This is a genomic window from Shinella zoogloeoides, assembly GCF_033705735.1.
In the GTDB taxonomy this organism is placed as follows: Bacteria; Pseudomonadota; Alphaproteobacteria; order Rhizobiales; family Rhizobiaceae; genus Shinella; species Shinella zoogloeoides_A.
In genome coordinates, this window is sequence record NZ_CP131131.1 from 138,126 (window position 1) to 155,469 (window position 17,344).

General features: G+C 65.4%; 13 protein-coding genes. 9 read left to right on the forward strand and 4 right to left on the reverse strand.

What is annotated here, in order from left to right:
* Positions 1–267: 267 nt before the first annotated feature.
* From ShzoTeo12_RS18110 to ShzoTeo12_RS18120, 3 genes are all read left to right on the forward strand, one after another.
* The gene (locus ShzoTeo12_RS18110; RefSeq protein ID WP_318913352.1) at positions 268–975 is read left to right on the forward strand and encodes a glutathione binding-like protein; all 708 of its coding nucleotides are present in this window, start codon (positions 268–270) and stop codon (positions 973–975) included.
* 90 nt (positions 976–1,065) lie between these two features.
* Positions 1,066–2,283 (forward strand): NAD(P)/FAD-dependent oxidoreductase, encoded by a 1,218-nt coding sequence (locus ShzoTeo12_RS18115; RefSeq protein WP_318913353.1) that lies wholly within the window; start codon positions 1,066–1,068, stop codon positions 2,281–2,283.
* Positions 2,284–2,458: 175 nt separating this feature from the next.
* The gene (locus ShzoTeo12_RS18120; protein ID WP_318913355.1) at positions 2,459–5,257 is read left to right on the forward strand and encodes an EAL domain-containing protein; all 2,799 of its coding nucleotides are present in this window, start codon (positions 2,459–2,461) and stop codon (positions 5,255–5,257) included.
* Positions 5,258–5,281: 24 nt separating this feature from the next.
* On the opposite strand, the gene ShzoTeo12_RS18125 is transcribed toward ShzoTeo12_RS18120, so the two are convergent.
* The 3 genes from ShzoTeo12_RS18125 to groES form a co-directional block, all read right to left on the reverse strand.
* Positions 5,282–5,728 carry a hypothetical protein gene (locus tag ShzoTeo12_RS18125; RefSeq protein WP_119254425.1) on the reverse strand — a complete coding sequence of 149 codons (447 nt, stop codon included), beginning with the start codon at positions 5,726–5,728 and terminating at the stop codon, positions 5,282–5,284.
* Positions 5,729–6,190: 462 nt separating this feature from the next.
* On the reverse strand, positions 6,191–7,828 hold the full coding sequence (gene groL / locus ShzoTeo12_RS18130; RefSeq protein WP_119254426.1) for a chaperonin GroEL: 1,638 nt from the start codon (positions 7,826–7,828) through the stop codon (positions 6,191–6,193).
* A gap of 53 nt (positions 7,829–7,881) precedes the next feature.
* The gene (gene groES / locus ShzoTeo12_RS18135) at positions 7,882–8,178 is read right to left on the reverse strand and encodes a co-chaperone GroES (protein WP_119254427.1); all 297 of its coding nucleotides are present in this window, start codon (positions 8,176–8,178) and stop codon (positions 7,882–7,884) included.
* Between the two features lie 319 nt (positions 8,179–8,497).
* On the opposite strand from groES, the gene ShzoTeo12_RS18140 reads away from it, so the two are divergent.
* From ShzoTeo12_RS18140 to ShzoTeo12_RS18160, 5 genes are all read left to right on the forward strand, one after another.
* Positions 8,498–9,346 carry a TIGR01459 family HAD-type hydrolase gene (locus ShzoTeo12_RS18140; protein ID WP_318913361.1) on the forward strand — a complete coding sequence of 283 codons (849 nt, stop codon included), beginning with the start codon at positions 8,498–8,500 and terminating at the stop codon, positions 9,344–9,346.
* Between the two features lie 19 nt (positions 9,347–9,365).
* Positions 9,366–10,346 (forward strand): bifunctional riboflavin kinase/FAD synthetase, encoded by a 981-nt coding sequence (locus tag ShzoTeo12_RS18145; protein ID WP_318913362.1) that lies wholly within the window; start codon positions 9,366–9,368, stop codon positions 10,344–10,346.
* 418 nt (positions 10,347–10,764) lie between these two features.
* Positions 10,765–13,656 carry an isoleucine--tRNA ligase gene (gene ileS, locus ShzoTeo12_RS18150; RefSeq protein ID WP_318913364.1) on the forward strand — a complete coding sequence of 964 codons (2,892 nt, stop codon included), beginning with the start codon at positions 10,765–10,767 and terminating at the stop codon, positions 13,654–13,656.
* Between the two features lie 176 nt (positions 13,657–13,832).
* Positions 13,833–14,447 (forward strand): hypothetical protein, encoded by a 615-nt coding sequence (locus ShzoTeo12_RS18155; RefSeq protein ID WP_119254431.1) that lies wholly within the window; start codon positions 13,833–13,835, stop codon positions 14,445–14,447.
* A gap of 3 nt (positions 14,448–14,450) precedes the next feature.
* Positions 14,451–14,936 (forward strand): GNAT family N-acetyltransferase, encoded by a 486-nt coding sequence (locus ShzoTeo12_RS18160; protein WP_318913367.1) that lies wholly within the window; start codon positions 14,451–14,453, stop codon positions 14,934–14,936.
* Positions 14,937–14,942: 6 nt separating this feature from the next.
* Here ShzoTeo12_RS18160 and ShzoTeo12_RS18165 read toward each other — a convergent pair whose 3' ends face one another.
* Positions 14,943–15,392, reverse strand: coding sequence for a nucleoside deaminase (locus ShzoTeo12_RS18165; protein WP_318913369.1), 450 nt, complete (start codon positions 15,390–15,392; stop codon positions 14,943–14,945).
* A gap of 70 nt (positions 15,393–15,462) precedes the next feature.
* Between ShzoTeo12_RS18165 and ShzoTeo12_RS18170 the strand changes: the two genes are divergently transcribed.
* The gene (locus ShzoTeo12_RS18170; protein ID WP_318913370.1) at positions 15,463–17,343 is read left to right on the forward strand and encodes a pseudouridine synthase; all 1,881 of its coding nucleotides are present in this window, start codon (positions 15,463–15,465) and stop codon (positions 17,341–17,343) included.
* The last annotated feature ends 1 nt before the right edge of the window (position 17,344 follow it).

The following is a 17,344-nucleotide window of genomic DNA, read 5'->3' on the forward strand; positions in this document are numbered from 1 at the left end:
CCCGCTGCCGCGACCTTCTCCCCGCAGGCGGGGAGAAGGGGTGTGCCGCACCGTTTTCCGTCCCATCGCAGGCAAGCTTGACGGAAACACGCCGAGGGGCGGGAAACCGGTCCCACACGTCTCCTTCGCCCCGCTTGCGGGGAGAAGGTGGCCGGCAGGCCGGATGAGGGGCTGGCACCCTCACCCTTCGCAAATTTCCCGCCACGCCACCCTGACATCGCCCGGCGGCCTGCCCTATCTATGAACTCCCACCCGCAAGGAGTTCCCATGTCCGACCTGTCGTCCTTCCCCATCACGAAGAAATGGCCCGCCAGGAATTCCGATCTCATCCAGCTCTATTCGCTGCCGACGCCGAATGGCGTGAAGGTGTCGATCGCGCTGGAAGAGCTCGGCCTCGCCTATGAGCCGCACCGCATCGATTTCGGTGGCAACGAGCAGAAGTCGCCGGAATTCGTGTCGCTCAATCCGAACGGCCGCATTCCCGCGATCATCGATCCGGACGGGCCGGGCGGCAAGCCGATCGGCCTCTTCGAATCGGGCGCGATCCTCGTCTATCTCGCGGAGAAGACCGGCAAGCTCATTCCGGCCGATCCCGCCGCGCGCTACGAGATGCTGTGCTGGGTGATGTTCCAGATGGGCGGCATCGGGCCGATGTTTGGCCAGTTCGGTCATTTCCACAAGTTCGCCGCCGAAAAGGTCGCCAACAATTCCTATCCGGTCGAACGCTACAGGGACGAATCGAAGCGCCTGCTTTCCGTGCTGGAAGAGCGCCTGAAGGATCGGCAATGGATCATGGGCGACGAATATACCATCGCCGATATCGCGACCTTCCCGTGGGTGCGCGGCGCGGATGTCTTCTATGGCGGGCGCGAGGTGCTGGATTATGCGGGCTTCCCCGCCGTCATGGCCTGGCTGGAGCGCTGCCTTGCCCGCCCGGCGGCGCAGAAGGGCCTGGAACTTCCTGCGAAGCCCTGACGCCGGCATAGCCCGCGCGGTTGCGGTGCGTTGACGCCGCGTGGCCGGGCGGGTTACGTCTCGGTGAAAACAAGGACGGACGGAAATATCGTGACGGGAAGACTGGTTGTAGCGGGCGGCGGCCAGGCCGCATTTGCCCTGGTTGCCAAATTGCGTGCATTGAAGGACGAGCGGCCGATCACCATCGTCGCCGCCGAGGCGAGCCACCCCTACCAGCGCCCGCCGCTTTCCAAGAAATACCTGCTCGGCGAGGCAGACCTCTCGCGCCTGATGTTCCGGCCGGAAAGCTGGTATCCCGACAACGGCGTCGACCTTCGCCTGTCGACGGAGGTCACCGCCATCGACCGCGCGGCAAAGCGCGTGACGCTCAGCGACGGCTCGACGCTCGACTATGAATTCCTGGCGCTCGCCACCGGCGCGACGCCCCGCCGCCTGCCGGCGGAGATCGGCGGCGACCTCGACGGCGTCTTCACCGTGCGCGACTATCGCGATGCCGACCGCCTCGGCCTCGAAATGCAGGAAGGTCGCCGGGCGCTCGTCGTCGGCGGCGGCTATATCGGCCTCGAGGCGGCGGCGGTTGCGCGGGGCAGGGGGCTGCATGTCACCGTCATCGAGATGGCCGACCGCATCCTCGCCCGCGTGGCATCGCCCGCGACGGCGACGATCCTCAAGGCGATCCACGCCGCCCGCGGCGTCGATGTGCGCGAGAAGACCGGCCTCGTCCGCCTTCTCGGCGAAAACGGCCGCGTCACCGGCGCGGAGCTCTCCGACGGCTTCGTGCTGCCGGTGGACGTGGTGATCGCGGGCATCGGCGTGGCGGCCAACGACAGGCTCGCCCGCGATGCCGGGCTGGAGGTCGCCAACGGCATCGTCGTCGATGCCCATGCCCGCACGTCCGATCCCGCGATCTTCGCCATGGGCGACTGCACCGTCCTGCCCTTCGAAGGCAATCGCGTGCGGCTGGAATCCGTGCAGAACGCCGTCGACCAGGCGGAGGCCGCCGCGGCCGTCATCGCCGGTGGCGATACGCCCTATGTGCCGAAGCCGTGGTTCTGGTCCGACCAGTATGATGTGAAGCTGCAGATCGCCGGTTTCTGCATGGGCTTCGACGATACCCTCGTGCGGCCCGGCCAACGCGAGGGCAGCGTTTCCGTCTGGTACTTCCGCGATGGCAGGCTGATCGCGGTCGACGCGGTCAACGATGCGAAAGCCTATGTGGTCGGCAAGAAGCTGATCGAGATGGGCCGCACGCCGGACAGGGCGGCGCTTGAAGACCCGGCTGCGGACCTCAAGGCCCTGACGCTCTGAAATCCGGGGTTGAGCGGAATTGCCGTGGCAAACCAGCCGGTTGGCCGTTTTGATATTTGTTAAGCACGAATGGATACGGGCGGGCAGGAATCCGCCGGGATGCGGGGCCGATTCACAAAGTCTTTAAGGTTGCCGGGCTCTGTGGTGCCATCTTGCCCTCCCGCCCGGTGTTCCCATGCTGCGCATTCTCAACTGCATCGTCGTCGAGCACGATCTTCGTCTCGTCGTGCTTGCCGCATTCATCTGCTTCCTGTCCTGCTATGTCGCGGTGACGCTGGCGCAGAGGGCGTGGGTCGCCGAAGGCAGGGCGCGCAATCTCTGGCTGGGCGCGGCGGGCACGTCGAGCGGCTTCGGCATCTGGGCGACCCATTTCATCGCGATGCTGGCCTACGATCCCGGCATGGTCATCGGCTACGACATGAAGCTGACGCTGATTTCGCTCGGCGTCGCCATCGTCGTGACGACGGCGGGTCTCGCGCTTGCCACCTATGTCGCGGGCCGCGCCGCCGTCATCGCCGGCGGCCTGCTGCTCGGCGCGGGCATCACCTCCATGCATTACATCGGCATGAGCGCGGTGGAACTGCCGGGCACGCTCGGCTGGGATGCCGTCTATGTCGCCGTCTCGGTCGTCTGTGCCGGCCTTTTCGGCGCGCTGTCGCTTCTCGTCTGCATGCGTCCGCAGCAGCGCGTGCGCGACAGGGCGCTGGCGACCGTGCTGATGGCGCTCGGCGTGGTGGCCCTGCATTTCACCGCCATGACCGCCGTGACCTTCCAGCCGGGCCTGATGCCGGTGAGCGACGACACGCTGATCTCGACCGGCCTGATGGTGCCGCTGATCGCGGTGGTGGCCTTCTCGCTGCTCTTCACCGGCCTGACGGCCGCCGTCTTCGCCCGGCAGGCCGAGCTGACCGCGACGGAGAGCACCCGCCAGTTCGCCATGCTCGTGCAGGGCGTCAAGGATTACGCCATCTGCATGCTCGACCCGGAAGGCCGCGTCGCCAACTGGAACGAGGGCGCCGAGCGCCACAAGGGTTACAAGGCGCAGGAGATCGTCGGCCGGCATTTCTCGCAGTTCTACGGCGAGGAGGATCGCGCGGCGGGTGCGCCTGAACGCGCTCTGCGCATCGCCCGCGAGGAAGGCAAGTATGAGGGCGAGGGCTGGCGCTATCGCAAGGACGGCACGCGCTATTGGGCAAATGTCGTGCTCGATCCGATCCACGATGCGGGCGGCGTGCTGGTCGGCTACGCCAAGATCAGCAAGGACGTCACCAGGGAGAAGGCCGATGCCGACCGGCTGGCCGAAGTGACGAAGAACCTTGATCTTGCGCTCGAGAACATGTCGCAGGGCTTGTGCCTGTTCGACAAGGACGAGCGCCTGCTTCTTGCCAACCGGCGCTACAGTGAAATCTTCGGCTTCCCCGGCGATCGCATCCGGCCGGGCATGACCCTGCGCGAGATTGTCGAGCAGGGTGTCGCCGATATCTATGCCGATCCCGATGTCTGGCAGACCAAGGCGCGGGATGCCTACGCCCGCCGCCGCGCCGCGATCCAGGCGAACGATGGCGGCGTGATCGTCGAAAAGCTGCAGAGCGGCGTATCGGTCCAGTTGCGCTACCGCACGCTGCCGGACGGCGCCTGGGTGGCGACCTATGAGGACGTTTCCGAGCGCCTGCGTTCGGAAGAGCAGATCTCCTTCCTCGCCCGCCATGACGGGCTGACGGGCCTGCCGAACCGCGCAAGCTTCAACAACCGGCTCGAGGCCGATCTCGATTCCGCCCGGCGATCGGGCGGCAAGGTGGCCGCTATCGGCATCGATCTGGACAAGTTCAAGGAAGTCAACGACACGCGCGGCCATGCGGCGGGCGACGAGGTCCTCGCGACGCTCTCGCGGCGCATGCAGGCCTGCCTCGGGGCCGACGAGACGGTGGCCCGCTTCGGCGGTGACGAATTCGCCGCCGCCAAGCGGTTCGAGGACATGTCGGACCTTACCGATTTCCTCCAGCGCCTCGAAAATTGCCTCACCGAGGACATCCGCATCGACGGCTACGACATCAAGCCCGGCGCGAGCCTCGGCGTCGCGATCTATCCGCAGGATGCCGACAATATCGAGGCCCTGCTCAACAATGCCGACCTTGCCATGTATCGCGCCAAGGACGCGCTGACGGAGACCGTCTGCTTCTACGAAGTGTCGATGGACGAGGCCGCCCGCAGCCGCCGCCTGATCGCCAACGACCTCTGGCAGGCCGTCGAGCGCAATGAGCTGCAGCTTCACTACCAGGTGCAGAAGGCGGTGAATTCCGGCGAGACGGTGGGCTACGAAGTGCTGCTGCGCTGGCACCATCCCGTGCGCGGCACCATTCCGCCGGGCGAGTTCATCCCGATCGCGGAAGAATGCGGCGCCATCCTGCCGGTCGGCGAATGGGTGCTGCGCGAGGCATGCCGCGAGGCCGCGACCTGGAACAGCGACCACAAGATCGCGGTCAACCTGTCGCCGGTCCAGCTCGGCAATGCGGACGTCGCCGATCTCGTCCAGCGCGTGCTGCAGGAAACCGGCCTCAGCCCGCACCGCCTGGAGCTGGAGATCACCGAATCGACCATCATCGGCGACAAGGAGCGCGCCCTCAACACGCTGCGCCGCATCAAGGCCCTCGGCGTCACCATCGCCATCGACGACTTCGGCACGGGCTATTCCTCGCTCGAAACGCTACGTGCCTTCCCCTTCGACAAGATCAAGCTCGACCGCAGCTTCATGAGCGAGGTGGAGGCGAGCCCCGAGGCGAAGGCGATCATCCGCGCGATCCTCGCGCTCGGGCAGACGCTGCGCGTGCCGGTGCTGGCGGAAGGCGTGGAGACGCGCAGCCAGCTCGACATCCTCCTCAGCGAAGGATGCGACGAGGCGCAGGGCTATTTCCTTGGCCGTCCGGTTCCGGTCGAACGCATCCGTCCCGGCGGAACGGCCAGCGAAGCCGCCTGAAGCGGCTGGTCTTTCGGTTCCTGCCTACTGCCGCCGGAAGCGGCGGCCGGCAAGGTCGATCTGGAAGCGGGGGAAGATGAAGACGCCGATGATGCTGCCGGCGTATTTCTCTTCCAGTCCCGTCGATTCCCCGACGCAGAATACCGGCTGGCGCGGCGCGCCGTCGACATGGATCGTGGTGGAGAAGCAGAAGGACGACGAGGAGGCTGCGGCCTGCTCGAAAAGTTCCAGGACGCGCGTGCGGTCGAGCGGCTCGTAGCAACGGATGAGGTTGAGCAGCCCGCAGGGGCGCAGCGGCAGGCCATGCGCCTGCGCGGCCTTTTCGCCGAGCATGAAGAGGCCGTTGGAAAGGTCGCCGGTCCAGCGCTCCGTCACGCAATATTGCGTCAGCAGTTCGTTGTCCGCTTCGTCGAAGTCCATCGAACCCGGCAGGAAAGGCGACGAGAGATCGGTCTTGATTATCTTGAACACTTACGACCCCACGGCAGCCGCTCGAATTTGATCCGCACATCCGCTCGCCGAGCGTGACATGTTGAAAACGAAAAATCCGGCTGACATTCCTCTCGAAGCCCGCCGAACCACTTTCTCATGTACTGAACTGCGCCCGGTTCCTGTGATCTTCGGATCGGACGTACGCGCGAAAACCGCGGCGGGCTCCCTCCGGAGCTTGCAGCGGCTTCATGGGACTGAGGGAATTCTGGCAGCACAGCCGACCGATCGTGTCGAAAACCAGCACCTGAACCCCGGGTGAATCTTTAAAGTTCACTTGGGGCGTTGTTATAGTTAGTTTTTTGCTACCATCAACGGCTTTTTTGTCAATTATTGCACGGTTGGAAAATTTCTTCGGCAAGAAACCCGCAAGCAAAAAGGGCGGCCCGAAGACCGCCCTTTCCGAACTGAACCGGTTTGGCTCAGATGCAAGACCCGAAGGTCTTACATCATGTCCATGCCGCCCATGCCGCCCATGCCGCCCGGCATAGCCGGAGCGTCCTTCTTGGGCAGCTCGGCGATCATGGCTTCCGTCGTGATCAGCAGCGAGGCAACCGAAGCTGCGTTCTGCAGGGCCGTGCGGACAACCTTAACCGGGTCGACGATGCCGAGCGAGATCAGGTCGCCGTATTCGCCGGTCTGGGCGTTGTAGCCGTAGTTGTCTTCGTTCTTGTCGAGGATCTTGCCGACGACGATCGAAGCTTCGTCACCTGCGTTTTCCGCGATCTGGCGAACGAGGGCCTGGAGGGCGCGGCGGATGATGTTGATGCCGGCTTCCTGGTCGTCGTTCTCGCCCTTGGCGGAGATCTTCGTGGAAGAACGGAGCAGGGCTACGCCGCCGCCCGGTACGATGCCTTCCTGAACGGCAGCGCGCGTCGCGTTGAGGGCGTCGTCGATGCGGTCCTTCTTTTCCTTGACTTCGACTTCTGTCGAGCCGCCGACGCGGATGACGGCAACGCCGCCAGCGAGCTTGGCAAGGCGTTCCTGCAGCTTCTCGCGGTCGTAGTCGGAGGAGGTTTCTTCGATCTGGGCCTTGATCTGCGCGACGCGGCCTTCGATTTCGGCCTTCTGGCCGGCACCGTCGACGATCGTCGTGTTTTCCTTGGAGATCGAAACCTTCTTCGCACGGCCGAGCATGTCGAGCGTGACGTTTTCGAGCTTGATGCCGAGGTCTTCGGAGATCACCGTGCCGCCCGTCAGGATGGCGATGTCTTCGAGCATGGCCTTGCGGCGGTCGCCGAAGCCCGGAGCCTTGACGGCAGCGATCTTGAGGCCGCCACGCAGCTTGTTGACGACGAGGGTCGCGAGGGCTTCGCCTTCGACGTCTTCAGCGACGATGACCAGCGGCTTGCCGGTCTGGACGACGGCTTCGAGAACCGGCAGCATGGCCTGGAGGTTCGAGAGCTTCTTCTCGTGCAGGAGAATGTAAGCGTCTTCGAGGTCGGCGACCATCTTTTCCGGGTTGGTCACGAAGTAGGGCGACAGGTAGCCGCGGTCGAACTGCATGCCTTCGACGACTTCGAGTTCGGTTTCGGCGGTCTTGGCTTCTTCAACCGTGATGACGCCTTCGTTGCCGACCTTCTGCATGGCTTCGGCAATATCGAGACCGATCTGCTTTTCGCCGTTTGCGGAGATCGTGCCGACCTGTGCGACTTCTTCCGACGTGTTGATCTTCTTGGCCTTGGCCTGGAGATCCTTGACGACTTCTGCGACGGCGAGATCGATGCCGCGCTTCAGGTCCATCGGGTTCATGCCGGCGGCAACAGCCTTGGCGCCTTCGCGAACGATGGCCTGGGCGAGAACCGTTGCGGTCGTCGTGCCGTCACCGGCGATGTCGTTGGTCTTGGAAGCGACTTCGCGAACGAGCTGGGCGCCCATGTTCTCGAACTTGTCTTCCAGTTCGATTTCCTTGGCGACGGAAACGCCGTCCTTGGTGATGCGCGGAGCGCCGAAGGACTTGTCGATGACGACGTTACGACCCTTCGGGCCGAGCGTTACCTTCACGGCGTCTGCGAGGACGTCGACGCCACGCAGCATCTTTTCGCGCGCGGTGCGGCCGAACTTTACTTCTTTGGCTGCCATTGTGAGAACTCCTGAAGAGATATCAGCTGAATTGGAAAAGGGTTATCGGCAGATCAGCCGATGATGCCCATGATGTCGGCTTCCTTCATGATCAGAAGGTCTTCGCCGTCGAGCTTGACTTCGGTGCCCGACCACTTGCCGAACAGAACGCGGTCGCCAGCCTTGACGTCGAGCGCGACGACCTTGCCGGATTCGTCACGGGCGCCGGAGCCGACGGCGACGACTTCGCCTTCCTGCGGCTTTTCCTTGGCGGTGTCCGGAATGATGATCCCGCCCTTGGTCTTTGCTTCGGACTCGACGCGACGAACGACGACGCGATCGTGAAGCGGGCGGAAGGTGGTGCTTGCCATTGTCTTATCCCTCGATCGAATGACATTGCGGATCACGAAACGGATCCGATGGATTGATGTTAGCACTCACCATTCAGGAGTGCTAGCGATGCCGAGATAGGCGGCGGCGGGTTTCGAGTCAAGAACGACGCCGCGAATTTATTTCGGCCGGAATGGTTACCGCAGCCGGCAGATGGGAGCGCTTTGGCATGTCATCAAGGCAGGCATATGAAATTTCGACCGTTTCCCTGTGGATGGGGCAAAATTGCGGGAAGAGGCTTGTTTTCTTGGCGTCGCTTTGCAATGTCAGCCGGGCTCGACCTCGACATGGAAAACCCTGATGGCTCAACGCATCCAATCCTTCCGCGACATCGCCTCGCAATACGACGTGGTGCTCTGCGACGTCTGGGGCGTCCTGCACAATGGCGTCGAGGCTTTCTCCTACGCCTCCGAGGCGCTGGCCGAGGCCCGCGCCGCCGGCCTGACGGTCGTGCTCATCACCAATTCGCCGCGTCCCCATCCGGGCGTGAAGGTGCAGATCCGCGGGCTGGGCGTGCTGGACGAGGCCTATGACCGCATCGTCACCTCGGGCGACGTTACCCGCGCCCTCATCGCCGAGGGTCCCGAGAAGATCTATTTCATTGGCGCCGACAAGGACATGCCGCTGCTCGACGGGCTGCATGTCGAGCCGGTCGGGCTGGAGGCCGCCGCCGCCATCGTCTGCGCGGGCCTGCGCGACGACGAGGTGGAGGCCGCCGAGGATTACCGCGCGGAGCTTTCGGCACTTGCCGCGCGCAAGCTGCCCTTCATCTGCGCCAATCCGGACCTCGTGGTCGAGCGCGGCCACAAGCTCATCATCTGCGCCGGCGCGCTCGCGCAGCTTTATGAGGAGCTCGGCGGCGCGACCCGCATCGCCGGCAAGCCGCATCGGCCGATCTACGAGAAGTCGCTGGCCGAGGCGCGCGCGGTGCGCGGCGATTTCGACATGTCCCGCGTGATCGCCATCGGCGACGGCATGCCGACCGACGTGCGCGGCGCCGAAGGCTACGGCCTCGACGTTCTCTACATTTCCGGCGGCATCCATGCCCAGCACTATGTCGAGGGCGGCGTGACGGACGAGGGCAGGCTCGCCGCCTTCCTTTCCCGCGAGAACGCCCACCCGAAGTGGTGGATGCCCCGGTTGCAGTGACCGGACGGAGACGGTCGTCATGACGGTATTTCACAGGAACGAGACGAAACAGCCGCTGCCGGAGCACCTGCGCGGCGGCGTCATCGCCATCGGCAATTTCGACGGCGTGCATCGTGGCCACCAGGCGGTGCTGCAGCGGGCGCTCGACATCGCGGCCGAGCGCGGTGTTCCGGCGCTGGTCCTCACCTTCGAGCCTCATCCGCGCACCGTCTTCCGCCCCGAGCATCCCGTCTTCCGCCTGACGCCTGCACCGCTGAAGGCGCGCATTCTCGAAGGCATGGGTTTTTCCGCCGTCATCGAATATCCCTTCGACCGCGGTTTCTCGGAAATCTCGGCCCATGACTTCATCCGTGGCATCCTTCTCGACTGGCTGCACGCCTCCGAGGTCGTCACCGGCTTCGATTTCCATTTCGGCAAGGGCCGGGAAGGCGGGCCCGCCTTCCTGATGGCCGCCGGCGAGGAGAACGGTTTCGGCGTCACGCTGGTCGATGCCTTCCGCGACGAGAACGCTTCGGTCATCTCCTCCAGCTTCATCCGCGCGCTGCTCGGCAAAGGGCAGGTCGCGGAAGCGGCCGGCCAGCTCGGCTACCGCTACACGGTCGAGGCCGAGGTGATCGGCGGCAAGCAACTCGGCCGCACGCTGGGCTACCCCACCGCCAACATGCAGCTTCCGCCCGAAGTGGAGCTGCGCAACGGCATCTATGCCGTGCGCTTCCGCCGCCCCGACGGTAGCCTCCACGACGGCGTCGCCAGCTACGGCCGCCGCCCGACCGTCGATGCCAACGGCGCGCCGCTGCTCGAAACCTTCCTCTTCGACTTCTCCGGCGATCTCTATGGCGAAGTCTCCGCCGTCTCCTTCTTCGGCCATCTGCGCGACGAGCTGAAATTCGACGGCCTCGATGCGCTCGTCGTGCAGATGAAGCGCGACGAGGAGGAGGCGCGGGCGCTGCTGTCCGGCGTGCGGCCGCTCGGGCCCATCGACCGGCGGCTCTGTTTCTGAGGTTTGTGGGCTTGGCGTTGCCCCTCACCCTAACCCTCTCCCCGCAAGCGGGGAGAGGGGACTAGCCCAACGCAACGATGAAGATTTGGGGAAATCGGCGCGGCATATCCCTTCGCCCCGCTTGCGGGGAGAAGGTGGCCGGCAGGCCGGATGAGGGGCAGCCGGAAGCGGCCCCCCAAATATACGCCCGCCGTCTTTTCAAAACGCCCAAAAGGCCGTAAGACCGCGCGCATGATGCTCCACCGGCCGACCATCGCCCTGCGAATTAGTGGCCCGGCCTTCCGCGCGCTCTGAGCGAGGCCGGAAGGTCCGGGATTTCGGGCGTTTTTGACAGCGCCCCCGCCGTCATCGCCGGTGCAGATGACAGATATTCCCCCGCATGCGCGAAAACCCGCGCGACGAGACGATAGCCATATCCATGACCGATACACCTGAAAAAGTCGATTATTCGTCCACCCTCTATCTGCCGCAGACGGATTTCCCGATGCGCGCCGGCTTGCCGCAGAAGGAGCCGGAAACGGTGGCCCGCTGGCAGAAGATGGAGCTTTACAAGAAGCTGCGCGCCTCCGCCGCCGGCCGCGAGAAATTCGTGCTGCACGACGGCCCGCCCTATGCCAACGGCAACATCCATATCGGCCATGCGCTGAACAAGATCCTGAAGGACGTCATCAACCGCTCGTTCCAGATGCGCGGCTACGACGCCAATTACGTCCCCGGCTGGGACTGCCACGGCCTTCCGATCGAATGGAAGATCGAGGAGAAGTACCGCGAGAAGGGCAAGAACAAGGACGAGGTCCCGGTCAACGAATTCCGCCAGGAATGCCGTGACTTCGCCGCCGGCTGGATCAAGATCCAGACCGAGGAGTTCAAGCGCCTCGGCATCGAGGGCGATTTCGAGAAGCCCTACACGACGATGAACTTCCATGCGGAAGCCCGCATCGCCGGTGAACTCCTGAAGATCGCGAAAAGCGGCCAGCTCTACCGCGGCTCCAAGCCGGTCATGTGGTCGGTCGTCGAGCGCACGGCGCTGGCCGAGGCCGAGGTCGAATATGCCGATGTCGAGAGCGACATGATCTGGGTGAAGTTCCCGGTCGTCGAAGGCCCGGCCGATCTCAAGGACAATTTCGTCGTCATCTGGACGACCACGCCCTGGACGATCCCCGGCAACCGCGCCATCGCCTTCTCCTCGCGCTATCCCTATGGCCTCTACGAGGTCGAAAGCGCGCAGAACGACTTCGGCCCGCAGCCCGGCGAGAAGCTGATCTTCGCGACGCGCCTTGCCGACGAGGCCGCCGCCAAGGCGAAGCTGACGTTCAAGTTCGTGCGCGACGTCGCGCCGGAGGAACTGGCCGCCATCACCTGTGCCCATCCGTTGAAGGGCCTCGGCTACACGTTCCCCGTTCCGCTGCTCGATGGCGACCATGTCACCGACGACGCCGGCACGGGCTTCGTGCACACCGCGCCGAGCCACGGCCGCGAGGACTTCGACGCCTGGACGGCGAAGGCTCGCGAGCTGGAAGCGCGCGGCATCTCCTCGAAGATCCCGTTCCCGGTCGATGACGCCGGCTTCTACACCACCGATGCCCCCGGCTTCGAGGGCGCGCGCGTCATGGACGACAACGGCAAGAAGGGCGATGCCAACGAGCGCGTCATCAAGGCGCTGATCGCCGTGAACATGCTCTTCGCCCGCGGCCGCCTCAAGCATTCCTATCCGCATTCCTGGCGCTCCAAGAAGCCGGTCATCTTCCGCAACACGCCGCAGTGGTTCGTCTATATGGACAAGGAACTCGGCGATGGCACCACGCTGCGCTCGCGCTCGCTTTCGGCGATCGACGACACCCGCTTCGTGCCCGCCGCCGGCCAGAACCGCCTGCGCGCCATGATCGAGGGCCGCCCGGACTGGGTGCTGTCGCGCCAGCGAGCCTGGGGCGTGCCGATCGCCATCTTCGCCGACGAGAACGGCGAGGTGCTGGTGGACGACGCCGTCAACGCCCGCATCCTCGAAGCCTTCGAGAAGGAAGGCGCGGATGCCTGGTTCGCCGAAGGCGCCAAGGAACGCTTCCTCGGCAAGGAGCATGACGCGGCCCGCTGGGCGCAGGTCATGGACATCCTCGACGTCTGGTTCGATTCGGGTTCGACGCACACCTTCACCCTCGAAGATCGCCCGGACCTGAAATGGCCCGCCGACGTCTATCTCGAAGGCTCGGACCAGCATCGCGGCTGGTTCCATTCCTCGCTGCTCGAAAGCTGCGCCACGCGCGGCCGCGCGCCCTATAACGCCGTCGTCACCCATGGCTTCACCATGGACGAGAAGGGCGAGAAGATGTCGAAGTCCAAGGGCAACGTCGTCTCGCCGCAGGACGTGATGAAGGAATCGGGCGCCGACATCCTGCGCCTCTGGGTCATGACGACGGACTATTGGGAAGACCAGCGCCTCGGCAAGACGATCATCCAGACGAACATCGACGCCTACCGCAAGCTGCGCAACACCGTGCGCTGGATGCTGGGCACGCTGGCGCACGACACGGGCGAGGAGATCGCCCTTGCCGACATGCCGGAACTGGAGCGGCTGATGCTGCACCGGCTGTCCGTGCTGGACGGTGTGGTGCGCGAGGGCTACGACGCCTTCGATTTCAAGAAGATCGCCCGCGCGCTCATCGACTTCTCGAATGTCGAGCTCTCGGCCTTCTACTTCGATATCCGCAAGGATGCGCTCTATTGCGACGCCCCGTCCTCGCTGAAGCGCCGCGCCGCGCTCTCGGTCATCCGCAAGCTGTTCGAGTGCCTCGTCACCTGGCTCGCGCCCATGCTGCCCTTCACGATGGAAGAGGCATGGCTGTCACGCAAGCCGGATGCCGTTTCGGTTCATCTGGAACAGTTCCCGGCGGTGCCGGCCGAATGGCGCGACGATGCGCTGGAAGCCAAGTGGGAGAAGATCCGCGACGTGCGCTCGGTCGTCACCGGCGCGCTGGAGATCGAGCGCCGCGAAAAGCGCATCGGCGCCTCGCTGGAAGCGGCTCCCGTTGTCCATGTCGGCGATGCGGAGCTTCTGAAGGCGCTGGAAGGTCAGGACTTCGCGGAAATCTGCATCACCTCGGCCATCACGGTCGTCGCCGGCGAAGGCCCGACTGATGCCTTCCGCCTGGCCGAAGTCGCCAAGGTCTCCGTCGAGCCGAAGCTGGCCGAGGGTACCAAGTGCGCCCGTTCCTGGCGCATCACGACCGATGTCGGTTCGGATGCGGATTACCCGGACGTTTCGGCGCGCGATGCCGCGGCGCTCCGCGAGATCGGCTTCCGCCGCGCCGCCTGACGGGCGTGCCTGTTGACGGCCGGTGCTTTCCGGCCGTCGATTTGCCCGGATGAATTGCGCTTGAGGACGTCATCCGGTAATGCTGCCTGAAAATGGTCGGATTGTTCCGCCATGGCACGGCGGACTTTTGCCGTGTCACAGGTATTCGGCGTACCGGCTCTGCTGGAAGGGTATTCATGGGAATGACGCGAAATATTCGGGTGCGTACCGGCCTTCTCGGGCTCCTCGGCGGCAGCCTCCTTCTGACCGGCTGCATGGGCCCGACCTACGGCACGGACAAGTCCGCCGGCGAGCAGCTGGTGGAGGACCTCGGCAATGCCGTCATGATCCAGCCGGATAACAAGGACGCCAAGAAAATCCGCTACCAGCCGCGCGGCGGCCTCGTCGTGCCGAAGGACAAGATGGCGCTGGCCAACCCGCAGCAATCGGTATCCTCCAAGGATAATCCGGAATGGCTGGAGAATCCCGAGGACATGCGCGAGCGCCTGCGTGATGAGGCGGATGCGAACGCCAACGATCCGCATTACCGCTCGCCGCTCGCCAACCAGCATACGACGTCGAAGCAACTTTCGAGTGCCGAGCAGACGCAGGCCTACCGCGAAGCCCGCCGGCTGCAGCAGGGCGCCTATTCCGACAAGCGCCGCTACCTGAGCGATCCGCCGGTCGAATATCGCAAGCTACCGGAAGAGGCGCAGGCCGATCTCGGCGAACCCGAGAAGCAGAAGGAACGCCGCCGCAAGAAGGAGGCCAAGGCCGCCAAGCAGTCGGGTTCCTCCTGGTGGCCTTTCTGACGAATGACCGCCTATCGAATTCGTCCGGCGACCGCGGCTGATGCCGCGATCATCCTGCGCTTCATCCGCGAGCTGGCGGATTACGAAAACGCCCTCGATGAAGTCGCCGCGACGGAAGAGACCGTCGCGACCTCGCTGTTCGGCGAAGGCTCGGTGAGCTTCGCGGCGATCTGCGAGACCGAGGCGGGCGAGCCGGCCGGCTCCGCCGTCTGGTTCAAGACCTATTCCACCTGGCAGGCGAAGAACGGCCTCTATCTCGAAGACCTCTATGTGACGCCCACCCATCGCGGCGCCGGTGTCGGCAAGATGCTGCTGCGCCATCTCGCGCGCGTCGCGGTCGCGGAGGATTGCGCCCGCTTCGAATGGAGCGTGCTCGACTGGAACGAGCCGGCGATCCGCGTCTACGAGACGGTCGGCGCCGAGCCGAAGAAGGAATGGGTCCGCTACCGCCTGACGGGCGACCGGCTGAAGCGCTTCGCCGAAGGCTGAAAACGCTTAGCTTTCCCGCCGTTCCTTGAAGAAATCCTTGAGGATATCCGCCGCCGCGGTGCCGCCGATGCCGGAATAGACGTCCGGCGCGTGGTGGCAGGTGGGTTGGGCGAAGAAGCGCACGCCGCTTTCCACCGCGCCGCCCTTCGGGTCCTCCGCGCCATAGTAGAGGCGTCGGATGCGGGCGAAGGAAATGGCGGCAGCGCAAAGCGTGCAAGGCTCCAGCGTCACGTAGAGGTCGGCGCCCGTCAGCCGCTCCTGCCCGAGCTTTCGGGCGGCCTCGCGGATGACGGCAACCTCGGCATGGGCGGTCACGTCGTTCTCCGCCCGTGTGCGGTTGCCCGCCTGCGCGATGATGGCGCCGTCGAGCACCAGAACCGCGCCGACCGGCACTTCGCCCCGCGCGCCGGCGGCCCGGGCTTCCTCGAGCGCGATGTCCATGAAGCGATTTGTCATGCGCGGCACGAATTCCTCTTAACCCCGGACGCCTGACCTGATAGGACACGGCAAAACGCAGGCAGCACAAATGACATCCAAAGACAAGCCAAAACGGCCGGGCGGCAAGCCCTCGGGCCGCGATACCAAGCCGCGTGGCGCCGCATCGGCGACCGCGGGCAGGAAATCCTTTGCCGAGGGCAAGCCCGCTGGCAAGAAGCCGGGGGCAAAGCCCTTCGCCGGAAAGTCCGCCCCGCGTGACGACCGGCCGGCCCCCCGTGCGGCAAAGCCCGCGCCGGCCGCCTCCGCCGGTGCCGAGCTCGCGCCCGAGCGCATTTCCAAGCTTCTGGCCCGCGCCGGCGTCGCATCGCGCCGCGACGTGGAGCGCATGATCATGGAAGGCCGTGTCAGCGTGAATGGCACGGTGCTGGAAAGCCCGGTTCTCAACGCCACCTTCGCCGACCGCATCGAGGTCGACGGCATGCCGGTGCGCGGTATCGAGCGTACACGCCTCTGGCTCTACCACAAGCCGGCCGGCCTCGTGACGACGAATGCCGACCCGGAAGGCCGCCCGACCGTCTTCGACAATCTTCCCGAAGACCTGCCGCGCGTCATGTCCATCGGCCGCCTCGACATCAACACCGAGGGGCTGCTGCTGCTGACCAATGACGGCGGCCTTGCCCGCATCCTGGAACTGCCGACGACCGGCTGGCTGCGTCGCTACCGCGTGCGCGCCCACGGCAAGATCGAGCAGGCCGATCTCGACAAGCTGAAGGAAGGCATCGCCGTCGACGGCGTGCTCTACGGCGCGATCGACGCGACGCTCGACAAGACACAGGGCACCAACGTCTGGCTGACGCTGGGCCTGCGCGAAGGCAAGAACCGCGAGGTCAAGAATGTGCTCGGCGCGCTCGGGCTCGACGTGAACCGCCTGATCCGCATCTCCTACGGCCCGTTCCAGCTCGGCGAGCTGCCGGAAGGTCACGCCCAGGAAATCCGCGGCCGCACGCTGCGCGACCAGCTCGGCCCGCGTCTCATTGAAGACGCCAAGGCCAATTTCGATGCGCCGCTCTTCGACCACGTCCCGGAGGATGCGGAGGAGAAGCCGGCGAAGAAGAGCCGCGGTGAAGCGCCCGCCTGGAACGAGAAGCCGGCCGAGCGCCGCGAAAAGCCCGGCGACCGGCGCGAGAATGCCCGTGCCCGCCTCGACACGAAGCGCGACGATCGCTTTGGCGACAAGCCGCGCGGCGGCCCCCGTGATCGGGACCGCGATGACGACCGCTTCGATAGCAAGCCGAAGCGCGAGCCGGCGACCCGCGCCCGCAAGTCCAATGTCTGGATGGCGCCCGGCGCCCGTCCGGTCGCCGAAAAGAAGGCGGAAAGCGCCGAGGGCGGGAAGCGTGAAACGCGCGAACGTCCCGAAGGCGCGCCCAAGGGCAAGCGCTACGGCCGCTCGGCCGACGGTACGCTGACCCGTTCGGCAAAGAAGTTCGATCCGGACCGCAAGGGCCCGGCCCGCGGCCGCCCCGGCGATGACCGGGCGGAAAAGCCGCGTATCCTGAAAACCCGCGACGAGGACGGTGAGTGGATCCGCGCCTCCGAGCCGGAGGCCCGCGACGAGGGCGGACGCGGCGGCTTCGGCCGCAAGCGCTCCGGTGCCGGCGACGAACGCGCCCCGCGCGGTTTCGGTGATCGCCCGCCGCGTGGCGACCGTCCCTTCAGCGAGCGCAAGCCGCGCGCGGAAGGCGAACGCTCCTTCGGTGATCGTCCGGCCCGTGGCGACCGCAAGCCCCGCGCAGAGGGCGAGCGGTCCTTCTCGGATCGTCCGCCGCGCCGTGACGGCGGCAAGCCTTTCGGCGGAAAACCCGGCGGCAAGTCCTTCGGCGGCAAGCCGGGCGGGCGCCCGGCCGGTGGCAAGCCCGGTGGCGGTCGTCCAGCGGGTGGTGGCCGTCCGCGCGGCAAGGGAAAGTAAC